General features: G+C 44.6%; 1 protein-coding gene. It reads left to right on the plus strand.

From position 1 onward, the window contains the following. Positions 1 to 147 precede the first annotated feature (147 nt). On the plus strand, positions 148 to 1,125 hold the full coding sequence (locus R7Q46_RS24885) for a J domain-containing protein (protein WP_053805711.1): 978 nt from the start codon (positions 148 to 150) through the stop codon (positions 1,123 to 1,125). Positions 1,126 to 1,313 lie beyond the last annotated feature (188 nt).

The raw sequence follows: 1,313 nt of genomic DNA on the forward strand, positions 1-1,313 counted from the left end.
GCTCAAACCAAACTTCTGAAGGTCGTGCGTGCAACCGTCGTGTTGAAATCCAGATCTTGCCACTGAAGTAATTTGGTAGCACCATAACGGTAATAACAAAAATTACCGGAGCAGGCCTAGCAACATACGCTAGGCCTGACACATTCAATGTCATTCAAAACCATCGCCCTATCCTTTACGTTAAGCAGCTGTCTTTCTGTATCTGCATTTGCTTCTCAAGCACCAACATCCCCAGCAGAACAATTTGAACTGGCGCAGCAACTGGCTCTTTCTCCAAAATCAGATTCGCCATCGGATGTTCGCTATTGGCTAGAGCAATCCGCAAGCCAAGGCTATTTACCTGCGCAGAAACAGCTGGCCGAAGACTATTCCCGAGGATTGACCGGTGCGGTCAATTACCCACAGGCAACGTATTGGTTTACTTCTGTAGCGTTGAATGACCCTCGCGACCGCGGTTTTTTGTTAGCGGACTTTGTTCAGCATCACCAAAAAGACATCACCACCAGCGATCTCGTTGAGGCATGGTACCAATTAGCCTCGGACACCAACCCTCAAGCGGAAGAAGCTTACAATCATTATCTCGAAGAGCGCTTCAATCAACTTCGTGCAAAGCAAGTCTCCGAAATTGTGGAATTAGATAAAGAAGCGACAAAAGAAGAGCAGCCTGTCGCTCCACAATCAACCGTAACGTCTGATAATGGCACGATTATGTGGTTGGCTATTGGTGGATTGGTGATCGCTCTAGCAGGCTTCGGTGGATGCGTAGTTCTAAGAAAGCAGCAACGAGCCTTGGCCGCACAGTCTTCCCAAGAGGCAAACCAAACTCAGCAACTTAATGCAAAAGTAAAAGAGTTAGAGTTCACGAATAAACAATTGAAGCGTCAGTTGGAGAAAGTATTCAAAGAGTTTAAAAAGACTCGTAGCCAATCCGACAATCATAAAGTTGCGGTTGCCTGCGCGATGTTTGGTTACACACCACAAACCATTCCTGATAACCAAGCAGTGAAACTCCGCTATCGACAACTTTCAAAACTCTATCATCCAGATACTCGTGGAAGTGAAGAAGAAATGAAACGTTTGAACCAGGCGTTTAAAATCATCTCACAAAATGTTACAAAATCGTAAATCACAACTAGAGGGCGCTTGATGGCTAGCTTTAAGTCTAAGTAAAACAAGGTTCGCAATCGATCTCGCTCTCAAACAAATTAACAGACATTTAACGTCAATCTCTTTTTCATGCCATAATGCCCGGCGCAAAATAACACCTAACGACTCAAATTAATCTAGGTGGGGAGAAAATCAATGTTCACTGA

It is taken from the genome of Vibrio sp. 811, from assembly GCF_033339195.1.